This is a genomic window from Streptomyces sp. NPDC026062 (assembly GCF_055568375.1).
This window is the reverse complement of record NZ_JBVHOQ010000001.1, coordinates 147785-172546: the sequence shown is the minus strand read 5'-3', so window position 1 is coordinate 172546 and position 24762 is coordinate 147785. Positions and strand designations below refer to the sequence as shown.

General features: G+C 71.7%; 23 protein-coding genes. 12 read left to right on the top strand and 11 right to left on the bottom strand.

Features of this window, described 5'->3' with window-relative positions; genetic code table 11:
- Nucleotides 1-51: 51 nt before the first annotated feature.
- Nucleotides 52-780, top strand: a complete 729-nt coding sequence (locus ACZ4LX_RS00790) for a GNAT family N-acetyltransferase (protein ID WP_467636266.1) — start codon at nt 52-54, stop codon at nt 778-780.
- A gap of 278 nt (nt 781-1058) precedes the next feature.
- Here the strand turns inward: ACZ4LX_RS00790 and ACZ4LX_RS00785 are convergent, their stop codons facing one another.
- The 3 genes from ACZ4LX_RS00785 to xylB all read right to left on the bottom strand — a co-directional run bounded on the left by ACZ4LX_RS00785 (nt 1059) and on the right by xylB (nt 4863).
- Entirely contained in the window at nt 1059-1889 is an 831-nt protein-coding gene (locus ACZ4LX_RS00785) for a hypothetical protein (RefSeq protein ID WP_467636263.1), read from the bottom strand.
- On the bottom strand, nt 1889-3163 hold the full coding sequence (locus ACZ4LX_RS00780) for a VWA domain-containing protein (RefSeq protein ID WP_467636260.1): 1275 nt from the start codon (nt 3161-3163) through the stop codon (nt 1889-1891). The genes ACZ4LX_RS00785 and ACZ4LX_RS00780 overlap by 1 nt, the downstream gene beginning before the upstream one ends.
- A 203-nt stretch (nt 3164-3366) precedes the next feature.
- Nucleotides 3367-4863 (bottom strand): xylulokinase, encoded by a 1497-nt coding sequence (xylB, locus tag ACZ4LX_RS00775; RefSeq protein ID WP_467636255.1) that lies wholly within the window; start codon nt 4861-4863, stop codon nt 3367-3369.
- 293 nt (nt 4864-5156) lie between these two features.
- Here xylB and xylA point away from each other — a divergent pair, with 293 nt between their 5' ends.
- A complete protein-coding gene (gene xylA, locus ACZ4LX_RS00770; protein ID WP_467636252.1) occupies nt 5157-6326 on the top strand; it encodes a xylose isomerase in 1170 nt (389 codons plus the stop codon).
- Between the two features lie 98 nt (nt 6327-6424).
- Here the strand turns inward: xylA and ACZ4LX_RS00765 are convergent, their stop codons facing one another.
- From ACZ4LX_RS00765 to ACZ4LX_RS00750, 4 genes are all read right to left on the bottom strand, one after another.
- Nucleotides 6425-7663, bottom strand: a complete 1239-nt coding sequence (locus ACZ4LX_RS00765) for an ROK family transcriptional regulator (RefSeq protein ID WP_467636246.1) — start codon at nt 7661-7663, stop codon at nt 6425-6427.
- 176 nt (nt 7664-7839) lie between these two features.
- The gene (locus ACZ4LX_RS00760) at nt 7840-8481 is read right to left on the bottom strand and encodes a DUF305 domain-containing protein (protein ID WP_467636241.1); all 642 of its coding nucleotides are present in this window, start codon (nt 8479-8481) and stop codon (nt 7840-7842) included.
- Nucleotides 8478-9128 (bottom strand): DUF3105 domain-containing protein, encoded by a 651-nt coding sequence (locus ACZ4LX_RS00755; protein ID WP_467636236.1) that lies wholly within the window; start codon nt 9126-9128, stop codon nt 8478-8480. The genes ACZ4LX_RS00760 and ACZ4LX_RS00755 overlap by 4 nt, the downstream gene beginning before the upstream one ends.
- 79 nt (nt 9129-9207) lie before the next feature.
- A complete protein-coding gene (locus ACZ4LX_RS00750; RefSeq protein WP_467636233.1) occupies nt 9208-9633 on the bottom strand; it encodes a hypothetical protein in 426 nt (141 codons plus the stop codon).
- 124 nt (nt 9634-9757) lie between these two features.
- On the opposite strand from ACZ4LX_RS00750, the gene ACZ4LX_RS00745 reads away from it, so the two are divergent.
- Nucleotides 9758-10642 carry an LURP-one-related family protein gene (locus ACZ4LX_RS00745; protein WP_467636231.1) on the top strand — a complete coding sequence of 295 codons (885 nt, stop codon included), beginning with the start codon at nt 9758-9760 and terminating at the stop codon, nt 10640-10642.
- Between the two features lie 134 nt (nt 10643-10776).
- Here ACZ4LX_RS00745 and ACZ4LX_RS00740 read toward each other — a convergent pair whose 3' ends face one another.
- A complete protein-coding gene (locus tag ACZ4LX_RS00740; protein ID WP_467636228.1) occupies nt 10777-12138 on the bottom strand; it encodes a uracil-xanthine permease family protein in 1362 nt (453 codons plus the stop codon).
- 8 nt (nt 12139-12146) lie between these two features.
- On the bottom strand, nt 12147-13271 hold the full coding sequence (locus tag ACZ4LX_RS00735) for an aryl-sulfate sulfotransferase (protein ID WP_467636225.1): 1125 nt from the start codon (nt 13269-13271) through the stop codon (nt 12147-12149).
- Nucleotides 13272-13389: 118 nt separating this feature from the next.
- Here ACZ4LX_RS00735 and ACZ4LX_RS00730 point away from each other — a divergent pair, with 118 nt between their 5' ends.
- The 3 genes from ACZ4LX_RS00730 to ACZ4LX_RS00720 all read left to right on the top strand — a co-directional run bounded on the left by ACZ4LX_RS00730 (nt 13390) and on the right by ACZ4LX_RS00720 (nt 16242).
- The gene (locus ACZ4LX_RS00730; RefSeq protein WP_467636220.1) at nt 13390-13971 is read left to right on the top strand and encodes a helix-turn-helix domain-containing protein; all 582 of its coding nucleotides are present in this window, start codon (nt 13390-13392) and stop codon (nt 13969-13971) included.
- Between the two features lie 91 nt (nt 13972-14062).
- On the top strand, nt 14063-15739 hold the full coding sequence (locus ACZ4LX_RS00725; RefSeq protein ID WP_467636217.1) for an FUSC family protein: 1677 nt from the start codon (nt 14063-14065) through the stop codon (nt 15737-15739).
- A complete protein-coding gene (locus ACZ4LX_RS00720) occupies nt 15736-16242 on the top strand; it encodes a MarR family winged helix-turn-helix transcriptional regulator (protein WP_467636214.1) in 507 nt (168 codons plus the stop codon). The genes ACZ4LX_RS00725 and ACZ4LX_RS00720 overlap by 4 nt, the downstream gene beginning before the upstream one ends.
- A gap of 82 nt (nt 16243-16324) precedes the next feature.
- Here ACZ4LX_RS00720 and ACZ4LX_RS00715 read toward each other — a convergent pair whose 3' ends face one another.
- Nucleotides 16325-17083: an IclR family transcriptional regulator gene (locus ACZ4LX_RS00715; RefSeq protein ID WP_467636211.1), complete on the bottom strand. Its 759-nt coding sequence runs from the start codon at nt 17081-17083 to the stop codon at nt 16325-16327.
- Nucleotides 17084-17575: 492 nt separating this feature from the next.
- On the opposite strand from ACZ4LX_RS00715, the gene ACZ4LX_RS00710 reads away from it, so the two are divergent.
- The 6 genes from ACZ4LX_RS00710 to ACZ4LX_RS00685 all read left to right on the top strand — a co-directional run bounded on the left by ACZ4LX_RS00710 (nt 17576) and on the right by ACZ4LX_RS00685 (nt 23697).
- On the top strand, nt 17576-19171 hold the full coding sequence (locus tag ACZ4LX_RS00710) for a sensor histidine kinase (protein WP_467636208.1): 1596 nt from the start codon (nt 17576-17578) through the stop codon (nt 19169-19171).
- The gene (locus tag ACZ4LX_RS00705; RefSeq protein WP_385280212.1) at nt 19168-19575 is read left to right on the top strand and encodes a roadblock/LC7 domain-containing protein; all 408 of its coding nucleotides are present in this window, start codon (nt 19168-19170) and stop codon (nt 19573-19575) included. Before ACZ4LX_RS00710 ends, ACZ4LX_RS00705 begins: the two co-directional genes overlap by 4 nt.
- Nucleotides 19572-19943 (top strand): DUF742 domain-containing protein, encoded by a 372-nt coding sequence (locus tag ACZ4LX_RS00700; protein ID WP_467636204.1) that lies wholly within the window; start codon nt 19572-19574, stop codon nt 19941-19943. Before ACZ4LX_RS00705 ends, ACZ4LX_RS00700 begins: the two co-directional genes overlap by 4 nt.
- Nucleotides 19924-20538, top strand: coding sequence for a GTP-binding protein (locus tag ACZ4LX_RS00695; RefSeq protein ID WP_467636201.1), 615 nt, complete (start codon nt 19924-19926; stop codon nt 20536-20538). Before ACZ4LX_RS00700 ends, ACZ4LX_RS00695 begins: the two co-directional genes overlap by 20 nt.
- Nucleotides 20539-20646: 108 nt before the next feature.
- Nucleotides 20647-22224 carry a cytochrome P450 gene (locus ACZ4LX_RS00690; RefSeq protein WP_467636197.1) on the top strand — a complete coding sequence of 526 codons (1578 nt, stop codon included), beginning with the start codon at nt 20647-20649 and terminating at the stop codon, nt 22222-22224.
- A gap of 132 nt (nt 22225-22356) precedes the next feature.
- Entirely contained in the window at nt 22357-23697 is a 1341-nt protein-coding gene (locus ACZ4LX_RS00685; RefSeq protein ID WP_467636194.1) for a 6-phospho-beta-glucosidase, read from the top strand.
- A gap of 35 nt (nt 23698-23732) precedes the next feature.
- Here ACZ4LX_RS00685 and ACZ4LX_RS00680 read toward each other — a convergent pair whose 3' ends face one another.
- On the bottom strand, nt 23733-24761 hold the full coding sequence (locus ACZ4LX_RS00680) for a hydroxyacid dehydrogenase (RefSeq protein WP_467636191.1): 1029 nt from the start codon (nt 24759-24761) through the stop codon (nt 23733-23735).
- Between the last annotated feature and the right edge of the window lies 1 nt (nt 24762).

The window sequence follows — 24762 nt, the reverse complement described above, 5'->3', positions numbered from 1 at the left end:
GCATCGGGCACAGCGGCGGGCGCCGAGGGCTTCCGATGGGAGGATCCGGTCATGAATTCCGATCCCCTCACCGCACGGGCACGCCTCGTGTGGGAGTCGCTGGCCGGGGTGCCCGTCCCCTTCCCGCCGACGGGCGGCGCCACGGTGGTCACGGCCCCCGCGTCGGCCCTTGCCCCGCCCGGCTGGGTGGGCATCGTGCTCCTGGAGGACTCGGCCCTCGTCACCGCTCCCACGGACGAGGTGGCGCACACCGTCCGCCGCGCTCTCGCCGGTGTCCCGGCCCCGTCGCTCACCGACCCCGGGGCGGTCGCCCGGGTGTGGCCGGTCGCCGAGGTGCTCGGGCCCGCCTCCCTCGCCTATCTGACCGCCGACGGCTTCCGCCCGTCGGGACCGGGCACCGTCGAGGCCGGCCGTCTGCCCTCGGGCCACGAAGACCTCCTCCGGCTGCTTGCGTCGGTGAGCGAGGAGGAGGCGGCGGAGTGCGGCCTCGACGAGATCACTTCGCCGGTGTTCGTCGTACGGGACGGAGCCGTGGTGATCGCGGCGGCGGGATACCGGGACTGGCCGGGGGCCACCGCCCACCTCTGCGTTCTGACGGCGCCCCGTGCGCGGGGCCGGGGACTGGCCCGGCAGGTGGCCTCCGCCGCGACCGCGCACGCCCTCGCGAGCGGCCGCCTGCCGCAGTGGCGGGCGAGGCCGGCGGCGTCGCGCAGCGTGGCCAGAGCTTTGGGCTTCAAGGAGTTGGGCAGCCAGCTGAGTGTCCGCGGGCCCGGGAGCTGAGTCCGGCGGTCGGCTGAGCGCGGACGATCTCCACGGGGACGGCCGGCGCGGACAGCTTCGCGTACCCGTGGTGCTCGTTGCACCCGTTGTGGCAGCGGCTGCGCTGACCCCGGCCGGAGGTGTACGGGACGGAGCGATCGTCGGGCGCCGAGGAACCCGCCCGGCCCGGCAGGCGGCTCGGGAACAGGCGGTGGTGGACCGGAGGGCCGGTCGGGAGCGTGTGTCCCGCAGACCGTCGGACGGGCCGGTCGCCCGGCCCGTCCGACGGCGACGTCACGTCAGACGCCCGGCGGGACCCGGGACGGGCGGCCGCTGCCACGCGTCAGCGAGTAGCCGAAGACGGCCGCGAACGAGCCCAGCACTCCGCCGCCGACCGTCCACAGCCAGCGGTCGGTCCACCAGCCGGAGGCCCAGCCGTCCTCCGGTTCGCCGGCTGCGGCGACCGGGGCCGCCGACGCACCGTCGGCCGCCTGCTCGACCGTGGAAACGCCGGGGACCAGCGGCTCGGAGAGGGTGCCGTCGACGTCGGCGGCACCGCCCTTGTCGACCGCACCGACCTGGACTTCGGTACGCACCGGCAGCCCGAGGTCCGCCGAGGGCAGGTCGACGACCGTGAGGCGCACGTAGTAGCTGCCCGGCAACGGGTCGTTGGCCCACGGTTCGGACCAGGCCCTGACGGTACGCAGGACGCAGGTGAGCTCGACCTCGGCCGCGTCCGCCGCGACCTTGCCGGTCTGCTTCCCGTACATGCAGGCCTGACGGCGGCGCAGTCCGTCGTACACATCGACCTGCCAGGTCGAGGCGCCGTGCCGGGCGGTGCTCTCCGGCAGGGTGACCTTCGCCCGGACCGTGGCCCGCTGTCCGGCGTCGGCGGGGAAGACCCAGTACAGGTAGTCCCCGGCGGACGCGCCGGCGGTGGCGAGCTGATCCTGCTTGAGTGCCGTGGCGGTACGGAACGTGGTGCCCGCCTCCGTGGGGCCCGACCCGTCACCGGACTCGCTCGGGCTCGGGCTCGCCGACGGGTCGTCCGCCACGGCGGCGCCCGCCCCGGTCAGCAGGGCGAGACCGGTCAGCAGCGCGCCCGCGAGCACGCGTCTTGTACGGAACATCAGTGGGTCCTCCAGACGGCGAAGCGCCAGCGCGAGATCCAGCCGGTCAGCAGACCCGCGATCAGTCCGGTCAGGACGAGCACACCCAGCAGCCACCAGCCTCGGCCGAGGCCGAACGCCGCGGGGTCGGCAGCCGCGTCGGGGGCGTCCACCAGGTCGATCGTCAGCTCGACCGGCATGCCGGGGGAGGTCTTCACCGGGGCGGGGGCGGAGAAGGAGTTGGAGACCTGGAGACAGACGGTCTCCGCGGCCGGCTTGACGTCCCCGTCCGTGTCCAGCTCGGGCTTCGGGTAGCGCAGCCCGGACGAGATGGCGTCGGTGCGCCCGGTGCCGGACTCCGCGCCTCTGACGATCTCACGGCCGTGCACGGTCACCGCGCGCAGCAGCATGCCGTAGTCGTTGTTGACGGCCCGGTCGGCGAACACGCTGACCGAGGCGCGCAGTTCCTGGCCGGGCAGCACGTCGACCCGGTACCAGCGGTGCTCGGCGAACTTCTCGCGGTCGGTGTAGAGACCCGGCTTGAGCTGCGGGGCGTTCGTGCAGCTGTCCGCGCCCTTCGTGGCGACCGGGGTGACGACCGGTTCGGCCGCCCGGTCCACCAACTGCTTGACGCGGCCCGAGAGTTCATCGGTGTGCTGGACGGCGGTGTAGGTGCCGCCGGTGGCCTCCGCGATACAGGTGAGCTGCTGCCGGATCTTCGCGTTCGGCACCAGGCCGAGGGTGTCGATGACCAGGTGGATGCCGCGCGCCGCGATGTCGCGGGCCACCTCGCAGGGGTCGAGCGGCCCGCAGGTGTCCTCGCCGTCGCTGATCAGCACGATCCGGCGGGTGGAGTCGCCGCCGTCCAGATCGTCGGCGGCGCCCAGCAGTGCCGGTCCGATCGGGGTCCAGCCGGTGGGCGCCAGCGTGGCGACAGCGGTCTTGGCCTCCGTACGGTCCAGCGGGCCGACCGGGTAGAGCTGCTTGGTGTCCTTGCAGCCGACCTTCCGGTCGTCGCCCGGGTAGTCGGCGCCGAGGGTCCGGATGCCGAGCTGCACCTGTTCGGGCACCGCGTCCAGGACCTCGTTGAACGCCTGCTTCGCCGCGGTCATCCGGGACTGGCCGTCGATGTCACGGGTCCGCATGGAGCCACTGACGTCGAGCACCAGCTCGACCTTGGGGGAGGCTTGGGTGGGGGGTTCGCCGGCCGAGGCGGGCAGCGCCGAGCCCAGCCCGGCGGTCAGGGTGGCGAGCAGAATGCCCACCCCGACCGTCAGCCTTCTTCTTATGATCATCGCCGGATAGTAGTGAACATCAGTTCGCTATCCAAAACGGGCTGGTGACCGTCGCGCGCGCTTGTGTGCGGCGCGCGACGGGACATGACAGACAGTCAGCCCCGCGGGCTCCGGTCCGGCCGGTCGGCTTCACCGGCCCGCGGGTTCCGGTCCGGCCCGTCGGCTTCACCGGCCCGGCGCGGCCCTCGGTCGGACCGGCCGGCTCAGGCGGCCGGGTCGGCTGCCGAGCCGAGCAGCGGCCTCGCCGCCCGTTCCAGAACCGAGCCGACCCGCTCCCAGGTGGCCGTATCCCTCTCGACCGCTTCCAGGCGCGCCTCTTCGCCCCTGTCCCAGCCCGCGGCGATCGCGACCGGGTCCGCACCCGTGGCCGCCCCCGAGGCGAGTGCGGCCGCGCCCATGGCGACCAGTTCGCCGCCGGTGGGCACGGTCACCGGACGCCCGGAGAGGCGGCGCACGGTCTCCACCCATACGCGTCCCTGGGCGCCGCCGCCGATCAGCCGGAGGGGCCGGGCCGCCACCTCGGGGTCGTCCGGGTCGAGCCCGCAGGCCCGCAGCAGTTCGTCGAGCGCGCGCAGCACGGTGACGACCGCGCCCTCGTAGGCGGCGCCCAGGAGCTGCTGCGGGGTGGTGTCGTGCCGCAGGCCGGTGAGGAGGCCGGCGGCGGCGGGCAGGTCGGGGGTGCGTTCGCCGTCGAGGTACGGCAGAAGTACGGCTTCGCCGCCGGGGGCCGCGTCATCGCGGTCCAGGCCCAGCAGCGCGGCCACCTTGTCCACGGCGAGCGTGCAGTTGAGAGTGCAGGCCAGTGGAAGGTACGTACCGTCCGTCGCGGCGAAGCCGGCGAGTGCGGGGGAGGCCGGCCGGGTCCGGGAAGCGGAGAAGACCGTGCCCGAGGTGCCCAGGCTGAGGACCGGGTGGTCGAGGAGCCCGGCCCCGCCGAGCCCGAGGCCGACGGCGGCGCTCATGTTGTCACCGGTGCCGGCCGCGACGGCGATGCCCGGGGGCAGGCCCAACGCCTCGGCGGCCTCCTCCGTCAGTGAGCCGGCGCGCGCCGCCCCGCTCGTCGCCACCTCCGGCAGCATCGCCGGACTGAGGGAGAGCAGGGCGAGCAGCTCCGGGTCGTAGGCGCCGGTCGCGGTGGAGTACCAGCAGGTACCTGACGCATCGCCCGGGTCGGTGACCGCGCGGCCGGACAGGCGCTCGGTGAGGAAGTCGTGGGGGAGGCGGATCGCGGCGGTCGCGGCGGCGGTCTCCGGTTCGTTCTCCCTCAGCCACTGCCACTTCGACGCGGTCATCGAGGCCACCGGCACCGAGCCGGTGCGCGCGGTCCACGCGTCGGCCCCGCCCAGGGCCGCGGTGAGCGCGGCGGCCTGCGGGGCGGAGCGGGTGTCGTTCCAGAGGAGGGCGGGACGCAGCGGGCGGCCCGCACCGTCGAGGACGACCAGCCCGTGCTGCTGGCCGGCGACGGCGATCCCGATGACGTCCGAGGCGGCGACGCCGGATTCCTTCAGCCCGGCGGCGACCGCGTCGCGCAGCGCCTGCCACCACTCCTCGGGGTCGGTTTCACGGGCTCCGCCCTCGCCCGTCACGAGATGTGGAGCGCGGCCGACGGCGAGCAGCCGGCCGGTGGCGGTGTCGACGAACGCGGCCTTCGTGGACTGGGTGGAGCTGTCCACACCGATGACGACCTCATGCGGCGGCATGGCTGACCTCATTCACTGGATTCTCCGGTTTCGCCGGCTTCTCCGGTCCCGGTGGTTCCCGGGCGGCGGACCGGCGCGCTGCGGGCGCTCGCGCCGACGTGATTTGAACGTACGGTGAACAAATTACGCGATGGAGTCCCTGCGGAACAGGGTTCGCTCCCGATTTCAGGATTTCCCCGGACGAGGGGTTACCTCGTGGAGGTGGTCCGTGCATCATTAGTAATGACAGTGAACAAATCGAGGTTCGGCCGCTCGACCGGCTGCGGACCCACGGCACCGAAGGCGGCTGAACCATGACGGAACGCTTCACGCCCACCCCGCAGGACAAGTTCACCTTCGGCCTGTGGACCGTGGGCTGGCAGGGTCGCGACCCGTTCGGCGACGCGACCCGGGAGGCGATCGACCCGGTCGACTCCGTCCAGCGGCTCGCCGAGCTGGGCGCGTACGGCGTGACCTTCCACGACGACGACCTGATTCCGTTCGGCTCGACCGACTCCGAGCGCGAAGGCATCGTGAAGCGCTTCCGGCAGTCGCTCGACGCGGCCGGACTCGTCGTCCCGATGGCCACGACGAACCTCTTCACCCACCCCGTCTTCAAGGACGGCGCGTTCACCGCCAACGACCGGGACGTCCGCCGCTACGCCCTGCGCAAGACGCTGCGCAACATCGACCTCGCCGTCGAGCTCGGCGCCACCACCTATGTCGCCTGGGGTGGCCGTGAGGGCTCCGAGTCGGGCGCGGCCAAGGACATCCGGGTCGCGCTCGACCGTATGAAGGAGGCCTTCGACCTGCTCGGCGACTACGTCACCGAGCAGGGCTACGACCTCAGGTTCGCCATCGAGCCCAAGCCGAACGAGCCGCGCGGCGACATCCTGCTTCCCACCATCGGTCACGCCCTCGCCTTCATCGAGCGCCTGGAGCGCCCCGAGATGGTGGGCGTCAACCCCGAGGTCGGCCACGAGCAGATGGCCGGGCTGAATTTCGCGCACGGCATCGCCCAGGCGCTCTGGGCGGGCAAGCTCTTCCACATCGACCTCAACGGCCAGTCCGGCATCAAGTACGACCAGGACCTGCGCTTCGGTGCCGGCGACCTGCGCCAGGCCTTCTGGCTCGTCGATCTCCTGGAGAGCTCGGACTACGCGGGCCCGCGCCACTTCGACTTCAAGCCGCCGCGGACCGAGGACTACGACGGCGTCTGGACCTCGGCCGCGGGCTGCATGCGCAACTACCTGATCCTCAAGGAGCGCGCCGCCGCCTTCCGCGCCGATCCGGCGGTCCAGGAGGCGCTGCGCGCGTCCCGGCTCGACGAGCTGGCCCAGCGCACGGCCGAGGACGGCGTGGCGGGGCTGCTGGCCGACCGCTCGGCCTACGAGGACTTCGACGTGACGGCGGCTGCCGAGCGAGGCATGGCGTTCGAGGCGCTGGACCAGCTGGCGCTGGACCACCTGCTCGGCGTCCGCTGACCCGGCGGGCAGTCCGGCGGTCATGACGGGGGAGGGGGACGGAAGCGCGTCGCGCTTCCGTCCCCCTCCCGGCGGCCCCGGCCCGTCAGGCCGTCACCTCAGTCCGGTGTCCGCCCCGCGTACGCCACCGGGTCGGCCAGCACGTCCGTCATCACCAGCCCCGCCGCACCGCGAGCGGCGTCCCCCGCCACGGAGGAGGCGCGCAGCCGGGCGCTGCCCGGTGACCACAGCCCGGAGACCACCCGGTCCGTCAGTTCCTCGTCGGCCGACGGCGCCAGCCAGGGCATCAGGTTCCGGTAGATCCCGCCGAGCACCACCGCGTCGGGGTCCAGCAGGTTGACCGCCCCCGACAGGACCCGGCCCAGCTGCCGGCCCGCCTCGGCGACCGCTGCCACCGCCCGCGCGTCCCCGGCCCGGGTGCGCCGCTCCAGTTCGGCCACCCCGATCCCGCTGCCGCTCTCTTCGATCCCCGCCGACCGCAGGAGCGCCGCCTGTCCCGCGTACTGCTCCAGACAGCCGCGCGACCCGCACCGGCACTGCGGCCCCTCGGAGTCGACCACCACATGCCCGATCTCCCCGGCGAAACCGTGCGCGCCGCGCAACAGCTCGCCGTTGATCACCAGGGCGCCGCCGACGCCGATCTCGCCGGTCAGATAGAGGAAGCTCCGGACCCGCCCCAGCCCGCCGAACCACAGCTCGGCCAGCGCCGCGAGATTCGCCTCGTTCTCCGAACTCACCTTCAGCGCCTCGTGTCCGGGGCGCTCGGCAGCCAGCGAAGCGGCGAACAGCTCCTCGGCGGGCACCTGGTTCCAGCCCAGGTTCGGGGCCTGCCGCACCGAACCCCCGGAGACCAGACCGGGCAGCGCCAGGGCGACACCGACCGGGAACAGCTCCTGCTCACGCGCCGACTCCAGGGTGCGTGCGGCGATCCTGGCCGCCCGCGCCAGCACCTCGGCGGGCGGCGCGCCCCGGTTGTCGAGGTGTTCGGTGAGCCGGACCCGGCCGGTGCCGGCCAGATCGACGACACACACCGACACATAGTCGATGTTGACCTCGACGCCGAGTCCGGCGGGTCCGGTGCGGGACGTCTTCAGCGCGGTCCCCGGCCGGCCCGCCTGGCCGCTGAAGGTCTTGCCCGACTCGGTGAGGAACCCGTTGTCGATCAGCTGCTCGACGAGCGAGGACACCGCGGCCCGGGTCAGTCCCACCCGCGCGGCGACCCCGGCCCGGGTCGCCTCGCCCTCGTCACGGACGGCCCGCAGCACGAGGCTGAGGTTGCTGCGCCGGACGGTGTCCTTGTCGGCCTTGGGCCCCAGCGGCGTGAGGTTGCTCTTCATATCGGTCCCGAGCCTATGCGATGCCGTACGTCAGTACGGTCGCGATGCGGGCGGACACGGTGCCGGTCGCGGCGGGTGCCCGGACGGACAGGGCCCGGGCCGCGGCGGGCTGTACGCAAAGCGGACGGGGGCCCGTTCCGCCCCGCTCGTACGGGGAGGAACGGGCCCCGAAGCGCTCAGGCCGTGGCCCCGCGCTCCTTGAGCATGTCCGCCATGAGCGCGATCTCCGACTGCTGGCCCAGGACCATGCCGGAGGCCAGGTTCCGGATCTCGTCGGTGCCGGCCGCGGTGGCGGCCGCCTGCGCCATCTCCGCACCGGCCCGGTGATGCGTGGTCATCAGCTTCAGGAAACGCACCTCGGCGTCCCTGCCCTTCGCGGCCCGCAGCGCGTCGAGTTCCGCGTCGGTCGCCATGCCGGGCATCAGCGCGCCGTCACCGCGCGGGGTGACCGTATGGCCCATCCACGCCATGGGCGGTCCGGGGGAGCTCTTCGCACGCCCCCACACCTCCAGCCAGCCCAGCATCATGCCGCGCTGGTTGGCCTGGGTGTTGATGATGTCGTACGCCAGCCAGCGCACCGCCACGTCGGAGGTGCGGTCCCGGACGATGAACGACATCTCGACCGCCTGCTGATGGTGGACCGCCATGTCGCGCGCGAATCCGACATCCGCCGAGGTCTCGGCGGGAGCGGCAGCGGATGCTGCGGGGGCCGAGGACGAGGGACGTACGAGCATCAGGGCAACCAGACCCAGCGCGAGCAGCAGAACCGCTCCGCCGGCCAGCACCATCGGCCGTGACGCACGGGTCGCGGACGTCACTTGGCGATCCCACCGCTGCAGGCGGCACCCGGCTCAGGGGTCTGCGGGCCCTGGACGTACTTCGTGAAGAACTGCGCGACGCGGGCGTCGGCGGCGTCCTTCACGGCCAGCTGCTTGCCCCAGGCGCTGAGCATCAGCGGGGAGCCCTGGTCCTCCACCGGACTCATCAGGGAGTACGGAGTGGCCGAGACCTTCTCTTCGAGCTTCTTGACGTCCGCGGGGTTCGCCTTGCTCGTGTAGGTGACCCAGACGGCGCCGTGCTCCAGCGAGTGGACGGCGTTCTCCTTCGGTATCTCCTCGGAGTAGACATCGGCGTCACAGTTCATCCACACCGGGTTGTGGTCGCCGCCGACCGGCGGATTCATCGGGTAGTCGACCTTCTTCTGCACGTGCTCCTGCGTGAGCTTGTCCCAGCTCTTCTCGCCCTCGACGGGGGATGCCTTGGCGGCTGTCTCCGCCTTGTCCTGCTCATCGGCGGCGTTCATCAGGTAGCCGCCGCCGACGACCAGACCGGCCACGACGACGACGGCCGCGCCGATCGTGATGACGCGGCTGCGGCGCTCACGCGCCCGCTCCTTGCGGCGGGCCTCGTCCAGCTTGGCGCGGCGGGCGGCGGCAGCGGTGTTCTGCTTCTTGGGGGAGGCCATGGTGGGTCCTTCGGTTCGTGACACGGATGATGTGCGGGCCTGGGAGCCGTTCCCGGGTGTTTGGAACGGTCGCGGCCTGCTAGATCCGTTGAACCTGGAGGCGCAGATGGTCGACGTCCCGCACGGCGTCGTTCGACGGGCCGCGGATGTCGGCGCCGCCGGAGAGCGGGGCCGAGGGGAGGGGCACGGAGGCCGACGGGGGCGCCGCCGGAGCGGGCTTGCCGGGCAGCACGACGGCGGCCGAGTGTTCCGAGGCGCCGTGACAGGACCGTCCGGGACCGTGGTGCTCCGGAGCGTCGGCCACCACGGCGTTCAGCACCGGCGCGGACACCACGAGGGTGATCCGGGGCGTGGCAGCGGGGGCGGGGCCGGCATGTGCCGAGGCGGACTGACCGGACATCGGCCAGCAGCACGAGACCAGGGCGATCAGCACGAACACGGGGCCGAACAGCAGTGCCGCGCGGGCGCCGCGCCGCCGGTCCATGCGTTCGCTCAGCCAGTCCATCCCGGCATCGTACGTGGTGTGTGAAGTTTCAATGAGTGCGGGACGGGATCAGCGGCGACCGGTGAAGCTGTGGATCTCGGGCGGAAGGGGGTCCCATTCCGGCGCGCCGGGATAGTGTGCCCCGGTGACAACGCACTCGAACGTATCTGCGGGCTGGTATCCGGATCCGCACGGCGCGCCCCAGCTCCTGCGCTACTGGGACGGTACCCAGTGGACCGAACACACCAATCCTGCGGACGGGCAGCAGCAGGCGCAGGCCTCCGCCCAGGTGCCGTCGCAGCAGGCCGCCCAGCAACAGCACCAGCCGCAGGCTGCCCCGCAGCAGGCGGCCGGGCAACACCAGCCCCAGGCGGCCCCGCAGCACCAGCAGCAGGCAGCCCCGCAGCAGCAGGGCGGCGCCCCGGGCGCGGGTTCGCTCTTCAACCAGCAGGTCCTGGTGGTGAACCAGAAGGCCAAGCTGATCGAGCTGACGAACGAGTACAGCGTCTTCGACCAGCACGGCAACACCGTCGGTTCGGTCGTCCAGGTCGGCCAGAGCGCACTGCGCAAGGTGCTGCGCTTTCTGACCAGCATCGACCAGTACCTGACCCACCGGCTGGAGATCCGCGACGCGTACGGCCAGCCGCAGCTGCTGCTGACCCGGCCGGCGAAGTTCATCAAGTCCAAGGTCATCGTGCAGCGCCCCGACGGTCAGCCGGTCGGCGAAATCGTCCAGCAGAACGCCATCGGCAAGATCAACTTCGCGATCATGGCCGACGGCCGGCAGATCGGTGCGATCAAGGCCGAGAACTGGCGCGCCTGGAACTTCGCGATCGTCGACCACAACGACGCCGAGATAGCCCGGATCACCAAGACCTGGGAAGGCCTCGCGAAGACGCTGTTCACGACGGCCGACAACTATGTGCTGCAGGTCCACTACCAGCTGCCCGAGCCGCTGCTGAGCCTCGTCGTGGCGACGGCGCTGACCGTGGACACCGCCCTCAAGCAGGACGCCCGCGGACTCGGCTGAGCCCGCCCCGCGTACGCCCGCGCCTGCGTACGCGAAGAACAGAGGCACTCACCTGCGCGAGGGCATCGGCACCCGCGTACGCGAAGACGCCCGCACCCCGGAACCGCAGGAAGGGTGCGGGCGTCTTCAATCGCTCACTCCGGCGTACGGCCGGGCGGCGCGCTGTCCGGCGGTCCCAGCCTGGAGAACACCGCGGCAAGGACCACCGCCGCCAGGGCCCCGGCGGCCACGCCGCTGCCGAAGACGGTCCGCGCCCACACCGGCAGGCCCGCGTACATCTCGGGGGCGAAGACCGGCAGCAGGCCGACGCAGAGAGCCAGTGCGACGACGATGCCGTTCGTGCCGTGACTGAGGTTCTCGCGGCTGAGCATTCCGAAGCCCATGGTCGCGATCACCGCGTAGATGATCAGCCCCGCGGCGCCGACCACAGGCTCCGGGATCGCGGCGAGCAGCCGGGTGAGCGGGGTGATCAGGCCGCACAGGATCAGCAGCACCCCGGCCCCCGCTGTCACGAACCGGCTGCGCACCCGGGTGAGCTGGACGATCCCGATGTTCTCGGCGCTGGTCACCATCAGCGACGTACCGAAGACACCGGCGCCCAGCGAGGTCACGGCGTCCGCGCGGGAGATCCTCGGCACGTCGCGGGCCGCGTCCGGAGTCCGGCCCACCGCCTCACTGTTCAGCACCGTCTGACCGGTCGCCTCCGCCAGCGAGGCGAGCGCGAAGACCAGCAGCGGCACGGCCGCCAGCAGGTCGAAGTGGGGTGTGCCGTAGGGGAACGGGTCGGGCAGCGCGAAGGTGCTGCCGTGCGCCATGTGGAACGCCGTACCGCTGAGCGCGGCGACGAGCGTGCCGCCCGCGAGACCGAAGAGCACCGACATCTGCCGCCAGACACCGCGCATGAACAGGAAGAACAGGGCGGTGATGCCGAGCGTGGCGAATCCGAGCCCGGGGCCCGAGGCGATCATCGGGGCGGTGATCTTGATCATGTTGATGCCGATCAGGACCACGGTGGTGCCCATGACCAGGGGCGGGAAGAACCGCACAAGTCGCCCGTAGAGCGGCAGCACGGCGATCAGGAAGACCGCCGCGATCAGCACCGAACCGGACGCGGTGGCCGGTCCGTGCTCCTTGGCGACCTGGAGGAAGATCGCCACCGCCGCGCCGCCCGGCAGCATCAGGAACGGCAGCCGGGCGCCGATCCGCAGCGCCTTCACGCCCAGCGACTGGAGCAGCGCGCCGATGCCGCACAGCACGAGCGTGGCACTGAGCAGCGAGGCGGTCTGGGACGCGCTCAGCGAGAGCGTGGTGCCGATGAGGATGACCGAGGAGACGGGGGCGGCGACCCCGGCCAGCAGATGCTGGAACGCGAGCGGGACCAGCCGCGGAAGCGGGAGCCGCTCGTCGACCGGCGCGACGGACGGGACCGGCGCGGCGGCGTCGGTCGACGGGACCGGCGTGGCCGGGGCGGCCGTGCCGGGGGCGGGGGAGGCCATGGTCCGGCTCAGCCCTTCGGGACGTCGAGCCAGGGAAGCTCCTGGGCCGAGTAGCGGTAGGAGCGGAACACGGCGTTGGGCTCGGACGGGAACAGCTTGCGCACTTCTTCTTCCTGGTAGCCGCCGAAGAACGGCACGATGTACTCCCAGCAGAGGCAGCCGTCCTCGGTCACCTCGAAGAGGCGTCCCGCGGGGGAGTCCGTCACGAGCGTGTTGCCGTTCGGCAGGCGCTGGGCGCTGCCCATGAACGGGGCGAAGAACGACTCGCGTGCCGGGTCGTGGTACTCCCACGCAATGGTGCCACTCGACCGTTCGATCTCGATGACCCGGCTGAACGGGACGTCCCAGTGCGGTCGGAAGACCCCGTTGTCGAAGACGAGGAAGTTGCCGTTCTCCAGCTCGGTCGGGCAGTGCTGCTGCGATACGACACCGGGCTCGCTGCGCCAGATGATCTCGCCGGTCTCGCGGCTGATGACGACCACGGCGGAGACGGAGCGGAAGCTCGCCAGGATGTTGCCGTCGCTGGTCGGCAGCACGCTGTTGATCAGCGGGTAGTGCTCGCGCGAGTAGTCGGGGTGCAGCGGGAAGGCCTCGCGGTCGAGGTGCTCGGAGACCTTCCACTCCCACACGGTGTCGCCCTCGGCGTTCACCTCGACGATGGTGTCGGCCCAGACCGTGCCGTCGGGCTCCGAACCGGGGACCCCGCCCCTGACGGCGGCCGCGGCCTCCCCGGTCAGCGGTTCCAGCGCGGCGTACAGCAGCCGGCCGTCGCCGTAGTGGTACGCGTCGTGGTGCTGGAAACGGTCGCGGTGCTCGCGCACGACCGTGCCGTCGGGGGTGATCTCCTGCATGATCCCGCCGCGGTACTTGTGCCACATGGGGAAGAGCGCGGGCTCGTCCGGGAGGACGCCGCTGTAGGCGAGGTTGCCGTTGGGCAGGATCCGGGCGTGCCGTCCGGGCCGGTACGGGAGGTTCCACTGATGGACGACCTCGCCGCGCATGTCGATGAGATACACCTCGCCACCACCGGTCAGCGGGGCGAAGAGGGTGTAGCCGCCGTAGCTGGTGTCCTCGTCCAGGGCTATGAGCCCGGTACCGCGTCGCCGTCGCTGGTTCTGGTCCACGAGGGGCATGGATCGGTCCTCCCGGTTAACTTTATTAGGTGGGACTTAAGAGGTTAACCGGCCCGGTAGGCTGCTCACTGCCCCGCCGCCTGTGGTGTGCGGCACGCAGGGACACGGAGTGAATGAGATGAGCGAGGCGGACACCCCGCTGGTCGGCCCGGGGATTCGCCGACGGCGCCGCGCCCTGGAGCTGACCCTTGCCGAGGTCGCGCGACGGGCCGGGCTCTCCACCCCCTTCCTCAGTCAGATCGAGAACGGCCGCTCCAGGCCGAGCATGGGATCGCTCCAGCGCATCGCCGACGCGCTCGACACGACCGCCGTCCAGCTGCTGGCCACCGCCGAGGCGCCCCGTCCCGTCGACGTGGTGCGCGGCACCTCCGCCTCCGTACGGGAAACGGGTGCGGAGGGTGAGGGCGACGGCCGGATGCGGCCGCTGGTCCGCGGGCATCAGCGGCTGCACGCGCTGGAGTTCACCGGGGACCATGACTGGGGCCGCGAGTTCCGGCACCGCAACGACGAGATCCTGTACGTCGCCGACGGCTCGGCGGAGGTCGAGGCCGACGGCAGCTTCTACCGCCTGGAGCGGGGCGACACGCTCTACTGCGCGGGCGGCCTCGTCCATCGCTGGCGCCCGATCGAACCGGGTACGCGCGTTCTCGTGGTCGGCATCGGGGACCACGTCCAGGTGACGGACGAGCAGAGCGGCTGACGGGCGGTCGGACGGCGCCCGGCCCGGATGTCCCGGGGGAGAGGCGTGGAGCAAAGTCGTTTACATGTGTAATACCTGCTAAAGTGTATGTGTGAGTAATACAAGCATCCGGACCCGGTGGCCCTCCGTCCGCACCATCCCGCTGGCGGCGCCGCTGCGCCTGACCCGGCCCTCGGACATGTGGTTCAAGCCGGCGACCAGTGTGGTGGTCGCCACGGCGATCCCCAATCTGGTGCTCTACTCCATGGACCGCCTCGACCTCGTGATGTACACGATGGCCGGCTCGCTCTGCGCGCTGTACGGCCACAACCTGCCGTACGCCCGCCGTGCCAGGACCGTCGTCGGAGTCGTCCTCGGCATGCTCGTGGGCCTCGGGGTCTCCCTGGTCGCGGCCTCACTGACAGGTTCGACCGCGATTCTGATCGCTGTCGGCGCGCTCCTGGCCGCCGGACAGAAGCTCCTCTGCGACGCCACCCGCATCGGGCCCCCCGGACCGGTGATCTTCACGTTCGTCAGTTCCGCCGCCCTCTTCACCCCGCAGGAGATCGGCCAGGTGCCGGGCCACCTGGCCCTGACCCTCGGCGCAGGCGCGGTGTCCTGGCTCGTCACCATCGCTCCCGCACTGGTCCGCCGGGAAGGACCCGAGCGCCGTGCCACGGCCCGCGCGCTGAACGCCGCAGCCGCCTACGTGGCCGAGCCCGGCCACCGCACCCGCCACGGCGCGGTCGCCGCCGTGCACGCGGCCTGGCAGACCCTCCTCGCGGCCGGCCGGCCCACCCCCGCGCGCAGTGCACTGGAACGCCTCGTCGTCCACGCCGAAGCCGCACTCTCCGTGCCTGCGGACGACGCGGCGGGGGACGCCGCCCGGCTCCGGGAGTGGGCCCGGCAGACCCGCTCCCGCGAGCCCGTGCCCACACCGGCACCCGCCCCCGGGACCGCCGCCGAACTCTTCGGCGTCGACGCCGAACGCACCGCCCGCAGCGGAAGTCCGCGCGCCCTGCTGCACCGCCTCGCCCCCGGCTCCCCGCTGCTGCCGGTCGCCGCCCGCACGCTGATCGGCTGCGCGCTCGCCGGATACATCTGTTCGGCCGTCGGCGTCGGCCGCCCCTACTGGGCGATCGTGACCGCCGCCTCGCTCTACCAGGCCAACGTCACACTCTCCTGGAACCGCACACTGCAGCGCACCCTCGGAAACCTCCTCGGCGTCCTGGTCTTCGCCGCCGTACTCCCCCTCGCCCGGATGGACCCGCTGGCCCTGATCGGCTTCTGCCTCTTCTTCGGCTTCGCCGCCGAGGCCCTGATCACCCGCAACTACTGGCTCGGCTCCGTGGCCGTCACCCCCATGGCACTGCTCGTGCTGGAGTACGCCGGCAGTCACCCGGCAGGTGAACTCATCGGCGACCGGGTACTGGACACCGTCATCGGCGCCGCCGTCGGGTTCCTCGCCGCGGTCCTCGTCACCAACCGCCGCGCCACCGGCCGTGTCGAGAAGGCGCTGGCCGCCGCCGAGCAGGCCCGCGTACACGCCGTGCGGACCCTTGCCGCGCCCGCGTCCACGCCCGCATCCCTGGACGCGGCCCGCCGCGGACTCACGGGATCCCTGGTCGAACTGCGCGAGGCGGACGACGCCGCGGCAGGCGAATGGTGGCAGCGCGCCCTTCCGCAGGAGGCGGTGCTCGCGGCCGAGCAGGCCGGACACCGTACGCTCGCGGCGACAGCGACACGGCAGGGGATGATCGCCCCGGCCCAGGAGAACGGAGCGGTGTGACCGACGACATCGTGGCCTCGGTGGTACGGCAGTGGCAGGCCGTGAACCCGGAGCTCGACACCGGACCGATGGAACTCATCGGCCGTATCAACCGCTGCTCCGCCCTGCTCCAGCAGGCCGAGGACGCGCCGCTGCGGGCAGCCGGACTGACCCGTGCCGAGTTCGACCTGCTGGGCGCCGTACGGCGGACAGGACGTGAACTCACCCCGGGCGAACTGGCCAGGGAGACGTTCTCCTCCGGCGCCGCCGTCACCAAACGCCTCCGGGTCCTCCAGGAGAACGGCCTCATCGACCGCCGCGGTGACGCCCGGGACCGCCGGGTCGCGCTCGTCCGCCTGACCGACGAGGGGCGCGAGCTGGTCGACGGGCTGCTGCCCAAGCAGCTCGCGTACGAACGCGCGTTGCTCTCCGGCCTCGACGATGAGTCGCGCGACCGGCTCGGCGCCCAACTCGGCGAACTGCTGGTTCAGCTGGAGGGCCGCATCGGAGGCTCCCGCCGCTGACCAGAGGGGCGTTCGGGTGGCCTCCGGGCCGCCGGCCCGCCCCGGCCCGCCCCGGCTCACCCCGCTCACCTGGCCGCCCCGCTCACCTGGCCGCGCCGAGCTGCGCGGCGGACCGGAGCAGTTCCCCGGCGAGGCGTTCCAGCGCCGAGTCGTCGCTCCGGCCGGCCGGAGCGCACGCCACCAGTGCCAGCCGGTCACGCCAGGTGGAACCCGTCAGCGGTACGGCGACCGCGTGCAGCCCCGGCACCGACTCGCCCCGGCTCAGCGCGAATCCCCGGTCTCGGATCCGGGCCAGCTGGGCGAGGAGTTCCGGCCGGGAGGCGACCGTGTGGGGGGTGACCGCGCCCAGCCGCTCCTCGGGATACAGGGCGCAGATCTGTTCGGTGGTCATCCGGGAGAGCAGCAGCTTGCCGCCCGCCGTGGCGTGTGCGGGGCGGGCGCGGTCCCGCTCCAGCATCACCCGTACCGGATGGCAGGACTCCCGGCCGTCGGTGACGATGACCTGGTCGCCGATCAGCGCGGCGCTCAGCACGGTCTCGCCGGTGCGCAGCACCGCGTCCTCCAGTACCGAGCCGACCCGCTCCCGGACAGGGGATCCGAATCCTGCCGGGCGTCCCAGCCGTACCAGCTCGGGACCGGCGCAGTAGCCGCGCCCCGAGTCCTCCCGGATCGCGAATCCGCGTGCCTCCAGAGTGCTGAGGACACGGTGGGCGGTGGAGCGGCCGATCGAGAGCAGCCCGGCCGCCTCGGAGACGGTCAGTGAGTCGTGGGTGAGGAACAGCCGCATCAGCCGGAGGCCGGTGTCGAGCGATTCGATGGTGTAGTCCCGCGTCGGCCTCATGAGACGTCTGTTCCCCTTCGTGTGCCGAATTGCCCTGCACCCTTGCGGTGGTCATCAATCTGCCCCTTTCGATCCACTTCGATCACATGTGCCCTTGTCCCTTCCTGTGGGACATGGTGGACCTCTCCGGATGCGGATCATTCGGCAATTCACCCCTTCAGTGTGGTTCTTGAAGGGGTGTGAGCGACCGAAGGCGGGCGGCGCGGGTGCTGTCGTCCCATGGTGCGGGACGACGGGGGCGATTCTTTCGCATCTCGCCACTCCGTCACTCCCCGCACACGCCTGTTTGCGGTACGTGTAAAAACTCGTGAGTGTATTACCGCTGGAGCGCTCGCGCAGGGGGTTGGGCGAATGTGCAGAACCACTGTTTCGATCTGACTAAGCTCACGCGCAGTGAAGCCGAGTTGATATGAAATCGAGCGCTTGTTCCCTCCTGTCCTGCAAGCGCCGTACCTCCCGAATACCTACCGAATCAACCGCCAGAGGTTTTAGATGGTTCGTGTTGAATCACCACCGATCGACCGAGAAACACCCGTCGTCCGGGCCGTGTTGCTGCCCGTCGTCGTGATGGCCGGCGCAACCGCGGCCGGCGTGGCGCTGGTTGCCGAGGCGGCGCGGATGCCGGTCATGTGGTGCGGCGTCGTCGCCACTGCCGTGGTCGCCGTGCTCACCGCCCAACTCGCCCGCCGCTCACGCACCATCCGGCGGCAGCGCGCGCACTACGAACAGCGCGTCACCGCGCTGGAGCTGCGCATCGCCCATTACGACGAAGAGACCGTACGGATCAGCAAGGAGCTCCTCCCCGCGGCGATTCACCGGCTGCGCGTGGGCAACTCGCCCGACGAGGTGCTCCGGGACGTCGTGGACGGTGACGAGGCCTACCGTCATCTCCCCGACGCCCAGCGCGCCCTCGTCTACACCGTGCTGGACATCATCGACAACGAGGAGGCGACGCGTGACTCCGCGCAGCGCGCCTTCGTCAACGTCGCGCGCCGCGTCCAGGCGATCGTCCACCGACAGGCCAGCGAACTGCGGGAGATGGAGGAGCACCACGGGCGCAACCCCGACGTCTTCGACGACCTCCTCCGCATCGACCACGGCACCGCGCTGATCGGCCGGCTCGCCGACTCCATCGCCGTGCTCGGCGGGGCCCGCCCCAGCCGTCAGTGGCCCAAGCCCGTACCGCTGTTCAGCGTGTTGCGCGGTGCCATGTCGCGCATCCTGGAGTACCCGCGCGTCGATCTGCACTCGATCGTCAAGGTCGCCATCATCGGCACCGCGGTCGAACCGCTCATCCACGCCTGCGCCGAACTCCTCGACAACGCCACCCGGTACTCGCCGCCGCAGACCCGCGTACACGTCACGGCTGTCGAGGTCCAGTCCGGCATCGCCATCGAGATCGAGGACGGCGGCGTCAGCCTCAGCGAGGAGGCCCGCGCCCGAGCCGAGAACATGCTCGCCAGGGCCCAGGCCGGCTCCAGCATGAACGACCTCGGCGAGTCTCCCCGCCTCGGCATGGCGGTAGTCGGCCGGCTGTCGCGGATGTACGACCTCCAGGTGTCGTTGCGGCAGTCTGCGTACGGCGGTGTCCGCGCCGTGCTCATCGTGCCCCGCGCGATGATCACCACCGGGCCCGCTCCCGGTATCGCCCACGGCATCGGCGCCACCTCACGGCCCACCAGCGACATCGACCTCGCGGACATGAAGCACGTCGTCCCGACGCGCAGCTCCCACCGCAAGCCCCAGCCCGTCGCCTCCCGACAGGCCACCGGACCCGTCGCACCCGACATCCGCCCGGCCGCCGCCATGGAGGACGAGGCCCCCGTGGTGACCGAGTGGACCTCGGGCGGACTTCCGCAACGTCGCAGCCGGGGCCGCGCACCGCTGGGTTCGCACAACCTTCCCCCCCAGTCCGCCGACACCGGCGCGGCCTGGACCAACGGCACCGGCAACGGCCACGCCAACGGGAAGGAGCCGCCTCCCGGGATCTGGCTGGAGGCGTTCACCAAGGCGGCCAACGGTGTGCCGCAGGAGCCCGGGGCGGACGACAACTCTGACGACACGTGGGACAAGGGAGACCTGAAGTGATCCAGCAGCGGGGCAACATGGACTGGATGCTCAAAGAGCTCGCCGACGACGTCCCCGACATCCACCAGATCGTCGTGCTCTCCGCGGACGGCCTGCGCATCGCCCGGCACGGCGGCGACCCCGATGTCGCCGACCGGCTCGCGGCGGCCTGCGCCGGGCTGCAGAGCCTGGCCGCCGCGGTCGCCTCCGAGATCCCGTACAGCGACGGCAGGATGCGACTCGTCGTCATCGAGGTGACCGGCGGCTTCTTCTATCTGATGGCCGCCGGCACGGGTGCCTATCTCGCGGTGCTCGCCGGCGAGACGGTCGACGCGGGACTCGTCGGGGCACGGATGCGCGACATGGTCGTACGCATCGGCGCCCACCTCACGAGTCCGCCCCGCCATGACGGGCAGGCCGGATGACTTCGGCCCGACGAGAACGCCGCAAGGCCGATCCGGCACTGAGCGATCCGGAACGGCTGTACGTCATCACCGGCGATCCCGACGGCAGCGAGCGGGCAGCGCTCGACCTGGTCACGATGGTGGTCTCCAAGGCACAGCCGAAACCGACGGTCCAGCCCGAGCAGGCCGTGATCCTGCGGCTCTGCCAGGCACCCTTGTCCGTCGCCGAGATCTCCGCCTACCTCAGCCTGCCCTTCAGCGTGGTGACCTCGCTCCTCACCGAACTCCTCGCCACGGAACTGATCGAATCGCGCGCGCCGATCGTCCGCGCGACCCTCCCGGACAGGTCCCTCCTCGAAGCGGTGATGCATGGACTTCAGAAACTCTGACACGATCACGGGCCCCCGGAGCGAGGACGTCCTTCCCACCACGGCCACAGCCGCGGTGAAGGTCGTGATCGTCGGCGGGTTCGGGGTCGGCAAGACGACCATGGTCGGCTCGGTCAGCGAGATCCGGCCGCTGACGACCGAAGAGACCATGACCCAGGCCGGCGTCGGCGTGGACGACAACTTCGGGGTGGAGAGCAAGACGTCCACCACCGTCGCCATGGACTTCGGCCGCATCAGCATCAGTGAGGAGCTGATCCTCTACCTGTTCGGCACCCCGGGCCAGGAGCGGTTCTGGTTCCTCTGGAACGGACTGTTCGAAGGCGCACTCGGCGCGGTCGTGCTCATCGACACCCGCCGGCTCGAAGTCAGCTTCGACGTCATCGGACGGCTGGAGGAGCGCGGTGTGCCCTTCGTCGTCGCCGTCAACACGTTCCCCGATGCGCCGAAACACCCCGTCGAGGCGCTGCGCAGCGCTCTGGACCTGCCGGACGAGGTCCCGATGATCGACTGCGACGCCCGGCTGCGCGCCTCCAGCCGCGATGTCCTGATGACGCTGATGCGCTATCTGCACAGCCTGGCCGTCCCGCTCGGCTGACATCGCCCGTACGCGTTGCCCACACGCCCGAGCCCGCAACCGATCCACGCGACCCCACCGCGTACCCCCATTCGTCCGGCCCTTCGCGGCCTGATCCCTGGAGTGATCGTGACAACCCCATTCCACTACGAGCCCGGCGAGGCCACGGCGCCGGTTCCGCCCCCCGAGTGCCCGGCCCACGGCCTCGGTATCGGCCCCGGAGGCCGACGGCGGATCTACGGTCCCGAGGCCGAGCAGGACCCGTACGGCCTGTACGCGAAACTGCGCGCCGAGCACGGCTCGGTGGCGCCCGTGCTGCTGCACGGGGACGTACCCGCCTGGCTGGTCCTCGGGCACAGCGAGAACCTGCACATGACCCGCACGCCCTCGCAGTTCTCCCGCGACTCGCGCCGCTGGCGGGCCCTTCAGGACGGCAGCGTCGCCCCTGACCACCCGCTGGCCCCGATCTTCACCTGGCAGCCGGTCTGCGTCTTCGCCGACGGTGCCACCCATGAGCGTCAGCGCGGCGCGGTCACCGACGCCATGAGCCGGATCGACACCCGCGGTGTGCGGCGTCACATCAACCGCTACAGCAGCCGGCTCGTCAACGACTTCTGCCGGGAGGGCCGCACCGACCTGGTGAGTCAGTTCGCCGAGCGGCTTCCCATGATGGTGCTGTGCGCGATCATCGGCATGCCCGACGAGTACAACGACCGGATGGTGGAGGCGGCCCGGGACATGACCCGGGGCACGGCGACAGCCGTCGAGAGCAACGCCTATGTGCTGGAGGCGATGAACCGTCTCGTCGAGCGGCGCCGCCGCGAACCCGCGGACGACTTCGCCACCTGGCTCGTCGAGCACCCGGCGCAGATGAACGACAAGGAACTGGCCGAGCATCTGCGGATCATCCTGGTCTCCGCCTACGAAGCGACCACCAACCTGATCGCCAACGTGCTCCGCATGGTGCTCACCGATCCGCGCTTCAGGGCCCGGCTCAGCGGCGGTCACATGACCGTCCCCGAAGCGGTGGAGCAGACCCTGTGGGACGAACCGCCGCTCACCGCGGTCTTCGGCCGCTGGGCGGTGGGCGACACGGAGCTGGGCGGGCAGCGCATCAAGGCGGGCGACGCGCTGATCGTCGGCATCGCCCCGGCCAACACCGACCCGGTGGTACGGCCCGACCTGAAGGCCGGCATGGAGGGCAACCGTTCCCACCTCGCGTTCAGCGGCGGACCCCACGAGTGCCCGGGCCAGGACATCGGACGCGCCATCGCCGACGTGGGAGTCGACGCGCTGCTGATGCGCCTGCCCGACCTCGAACTCTCCGTCGACGAGAGCGAACTGCGCTGGGTCGGCAACTTCATGGGCCGGCATCTGGTCGAACTCCCCGCCGAGTTCGCGCCGCGCCCCCCGCAGGACGACCGGGAACCGCCCTCCATGGGCAGGCCGAACACCTCGCGCCAGGACTGGGAGGTGCAGTCCGCGGTACGCCACACGGCGCCGACCCCGGTACGCGCGCCCGCCCCCGGGGAACCGGCCGGTGCAGCGGCCGGCGCGAGTCCGAAGGGGGCGACCACCACCGTCGACGGGTCCGTCGACGGCGGGGCGGGCGAGGGCTCCGCGGCCGGGATGATCCCGCAGCAGCGCAGGCCCGCGGCCCCGGCCAGGCTGTGGAACGTCGTGACCCGCTGGTGGAACGGCTCCTGACCACCAGCCCCTGACGGCGACGGCCCGGTGACGAGGGACCTGAGGTCCCGCCACCGGGCCGTCGCCGTCGTACGCGCGCACCGGCCGGTCGCTCGGGGCCCGGCGCGGTCACCCCACGTACCATGCGGAAGCGTGAAGCTGACAATTCTGGGCGGCGGCGGATTCCGGGTTCCACTGGTGTACGGAGCGCTGCTCGCCGACCACGCCGAAGGCCGCGTCTCGGCCGTCACCCTCTACGACACGGACCCCGACCGGCTCACCGCTGTGGCCCGGGTCCTCACCGAGCAGGCCGAAGGGGTCCCGGACGCGCCCACCGTCGTCGCGACCACATCACTGGACGAGGCGCTGCGCGGCGCCGACTTCGTCTTCTCGGCGATCCGGGTCGGCGGCCTCGCGGGCCGGGCCGCGGACGAACGGGTGGCCCTCGACGCGGGTGTGCTCGGCCAGGAGACGGTCGGCGCGGGCGGAATCGCCTACGGGCTGCGCACCGTCCCGGTCGCCGTCGGTCTGGCCCGTCGCATCGCCCGGCTCGCCCCGCACGCCTGGGTCATCAACTTCACCAACCCCGCGGGCCTGGTGACCGAGGCCATGTCCGAGCACCTCGGCGACCGTGTCATCGGGATCTGCGACTCACCCGTCGGCCTCGGCCGCCGTATCGCCCGTGTGCTCGGTGCCGACCCCGACCGGGCCAGGATCGACTACGTCGGCCTCAACCACCTCGGCTGGGTGCGTGGGCTGTACGTGGAGGGCCGCGACGAACTCCCGCGCCTGCTGGCCGACCCGGAGCTGCTCGGCTCGTTCGAGGAAGGCCGGCTCTTCGGCGCCGACTGGCTGAGCTCCTTGGGCGCGATCCCCAACGAGTACCTGCACTACTACTACTTCAACCGTGAGACGGTGCACGCCTATCAGGAGGCGGAGCAGACCCGGGGTGCGTTCCTGCGTGAACAGCAGGAGGGTTTCTACGGCCGCATGAAGGACCCGGCCACGCCCGCGCTGGCCACCTGGGACCGCACCCGTGCCGAGCGCGAGGCGACCTATATGTCCGAGAACCGGGAGGCCGCGGGAGCCGGCGAGCGCGACGAGAGCGATCTGGACTCCGGTGGCTACGAGCAGGTGGCGCTCGCCCTCATGCGTGCCGTCGCCCGGAACGAACAGACATCTCTCATCCTCAACGTCCGCAACCGCACCACCCTTTCGGTGCTCGACGCGGACGCGGTCATCGAGGCACCGTGTCTCGTCGACGCGAACGGCGCCCGCCCCGTCGCCGTCGACCCGCTCCCGTACCACGCGGTCGGGCTGGTCACGGCGGTGAAGGCCGTGGAACGCGCGGTGCTCGACGCGGCAGCGAGCGGCTCGCGCGCCGACGCGGTCCGGGCCTTCGCGCTGCACCCGCTGGTCGACTCGGTCACCGTCGCCCGTCGGCTGGTCGACGGCTACACCCGGGCCCACCCGGGGCTCGCGTATCTGCGTTGAGCCGTCGGCCAGGACCGGAACCGGCAGGGAGCGGATCACCCGCTGCGTGCGAGCTCTTCCCTGTGGACGGGGCGGGCGAACGGCACTCCGGTGACCAGGCGTTCCACCTCGTCCACCGCCGCACTCCCGAGCCGCTGGAGCTCATTGCCGAGCGAGCCCGCCAGATGCGGGGTCAGAAAGGCGCCCGGCAGGTCCAGCAGTGAGGCATCCGGCGCCAGCGGTTCCGGATCGGTGACGTCGAGCACGGCGGTGATCCGGCCGCTCGCCACCTCGTCCGTCAGCGCGGCCGTGTCGATCAGCGCCCCTCTCGCGGTGTTGATGAGTACCGCCCCGTCCGGCAGCAGCGCGAGCCGTTCGCGGTCGAGCAGACGGTGTGTCTCGGGAATCGACGGGGCGTGCAGGCTGACCACCTCGCACGCGGCGAGGAGTTCGTCGAGGCCGGCCAGGCGTACACCGAGTGACCGTGCGGTCACCTCGTCGACGTACGGATCGCTGAGCCACACCTCCAGATCGAACGGCCGCAGGAGCTCGATCACCCGACGGCCGATCCGTGAGGCGCCGATGATGCCGACCCGGCGCCGGAAGTTGCCGATTCCGGGGCCGAGGTCGAAGGGCGAGAGGGCGCCGCGTGCCGCCCGCATCCGCTCCCGGGCGGCGAATACGCCCTTTCCGGCGAACAGGACTGCCGCCAGGGTGAATTCGGCGACCGGGACTCCGTTGGTGTCCGCACCCGACGAGACGGTGATGCCCCGGTCCCAGCAGGCGTCCGTCACGAGCGACTTGACGCTCCCGGCGGAGTGCACGACGGCGCGCAGCCGAGGCGCGGCGGCCAGCACCGACGCGTCGAGCGGCGGACAGCCCCACCCGGTGATCAGCACCTCGGCACGGGCCAGCGCCTCCCGCACCGCCGTGTCCGCCGGGTCGTCGAACCGCCCGGCGACCAGCGGCCGCGCGGCATTGATCCCGACAAGGCCGGCCAGCCGGGCCAGCACATCCGGAGGGAACAGCTCCGGGACATGGCGCGGGGCGAGGGCGAGAAGCGCGGGGGGACGGGCGTGCGCCACG

Coding starts and splice junctions, on each gene's coding strand:
- ACZ4LX_RS00780 (WP_467636260.1), bottom strand. CDS start 3,163: ATGATCATAAGAAGAAGGCTGACGGTCGGGGTGGGCATTCTGCTCGCC.
- ACZ4LX_RS00715 (WP_467636211.1), bottom strand. CDS start 17,083: ATGAGGCCGACGCGGGACTACACCATCGAATCGCTCGACACCGGCCTC.
- ACZ4LX_RS00765 (WP_467636246.1), bottom strand. CDS start 7,663: ATGAAGAGCAACCTCACGCCGCTGGGGCCCAAGGCCGACAAGGACACC.
- ACZ4LX_RS00695 (WP_467636201.1), top strand. CDS start 19,924: ATGGACTTCAGAAACTCTGACACGATCACGGGCCCCCGGAGCGAGGAC.
- ACZ4LX_RS00710 (WP_467636208.1), top strand. CDS start 17,576: ATGGTTCGTGTTGAATCACCACCGATCGACCGAGAAACACCCGTCGTC.
- xylB (WP_467636255.1), bottom strand. CDS start 4,863: ATGCCGCCGCATGAGGTCGTCATCGGTGTGGACAGCTCCACCCAGTCC.
- ACZ4LX_RS00790 (WP_467636266.1), top strand. CDS start 52: ATGAATTCCGATCCCCTCACCGCACGGGCACGCCTCGTGTGGGAGTCG.
- ACZ4LX_RS00730 (WP_467636220.1), top strand. CDS start 13,390: ATGAGCGAGGCGGACACCCCGCTGGTCGGCCCGGGGATTCGCCGACGG.
- ACZ4LX_RS00740 (WP_467636228.1), bottom strand. CDS start 12,138: ATGGCCTCCCCCGCCCCCGGCACGGCCGCCCCGGCCACGCCGGTCCCG.
- ACZ4LX_RS00755 (WP_467636236.1), bottom strand. CDS start 9,128: ATGGCCTCCCCCAAGAAGCAGAACACCGCTGCCGCCGCCCGCCGCGCC.
- xylA (WP_467636252.1), top strand. CDS start 5,157: ATGACGGAACGCTTCACGCCCACCCCGCAGGACAAGTTCACCTTCGGC.
- ACZ4LX_RS00700 (WP_467636204.1), top strand. CDS start 19,572: ATGACTTCGGCCCGACGAGAACGCCGCAAGGCCGATCCGGCACTGAGC.
- ACZ4LX_RS00785 (WP_467636263.1), bottom strand. CDS start 1,889: ATGTTCCGTACAAGACGCGTGCTCGCGGGCGCGCTGCTGACCGGTCTC.
- ACZ4LX_RS00750 (WP_467636233.1), bottom strand. CDS start 9,633: ATGGACTGGCTGAGCGAACGCATGGACCGGCGGCGCGGCGCCCGCGCG.
- ACZ4LX_RS00735 (WP_467636225.1), bottom strand. CDS start 13,271: ATGCCCCTCGTGGACCAGAACCAGCGACGGCGACGCGGTACCGGGCTC.